Consider the following 990-nt stretch of genomic DNA (forward strand, 5'->3'; position numbering starts at 1 on the left):
CGCGCCCTGGGCACCGTCTCCAGCACCAGCCTGGCCTCGGGCCTGGGCAGCTCCACAGCCGTGACCAGCGGCGTGGAGTACACCAACGGGGCTTTGCGCGCGAGCGGCATCCTGGAGAAGCGCACCGGCTCGGACGCGGACACCGTGCTCAGCAGCATGGGCGCGGGCTACCGCCTGAACGACGAGTGGACGCTGCTCGCGCGCAGCATCTACAGCAGCAGCAAGGGCGTGGGCGACCAGCAGGGCAACGAGCGCATCCAGTCGCGCCAGCAGCTCGGCGCGGCCTACCGCCCGAAGAACGACGACCGCTTCAACGCCGTGGCGCGCTACGAGCACCGCAGCGAGACCATCCGCGGGGACACGGCCACGGCCGGCAGCATCAGCGGCAACGCCTTTGGCTCTGACGCGAGCCTGCCCGGCAGCTACAAGAGCGACATCGCCTCGGTGCATGCGAGCTTCAGCCCGGATGCGGACAACACGCTGAGCGGGCGTTTCGCGATGAAGCGCTCCAGCTACGACGACGGAAGCTTGAAGAGCAGCTACACGGCGCAGTTGCTGTATGGCCGCTGGACGCGCGACCTCAATGCCAAGTGGGACCTGAGCGTGCAGGGCGGGCTGCTCCACGGCTCGGGCGGGGCGCTGCAGAAATCGCTCGGGCTGGAGCTGGGCTACCAGGTGATGAGGGACCTGTGGCTGTCCGTTGGCTACAACGCCATCGGGCTGTCCGACCGGGATCTGACGGCGGGCGAGTACACGAGTAAGGGCGCGTACTTCAGGTTGCGCTTCAAGTTCGATGAGACGGGGCTCGGGTTTGCGCGCAGTGGCGAGGGATCGCCGGGCAGCCCGGTGGGGGCAGCCAGCCTCACGAGCAACGCGCCGGGCAAGCCCATCGAGGCGCCGCCCCGGATCCAGGAGCCGGGGCAGACGCCACCGCAGCAACCGCAACAACCGCAGCAACAGCAGCAACAGCAGCAACAGCAGCAACAGCAG

General features: G+C 68.7%; 1 pseudogene. It reads left to right on the plus strand.

The annotated features are described in order from the left end of the window. Positions 1–990, plus strand: a pseudogene (locus ACT54X_RS28760) (hypothetical protein); the annotation flags it as partial.

The organism is Pseudacidovorax sp. DMC4, from assembly GCF_056314265.1.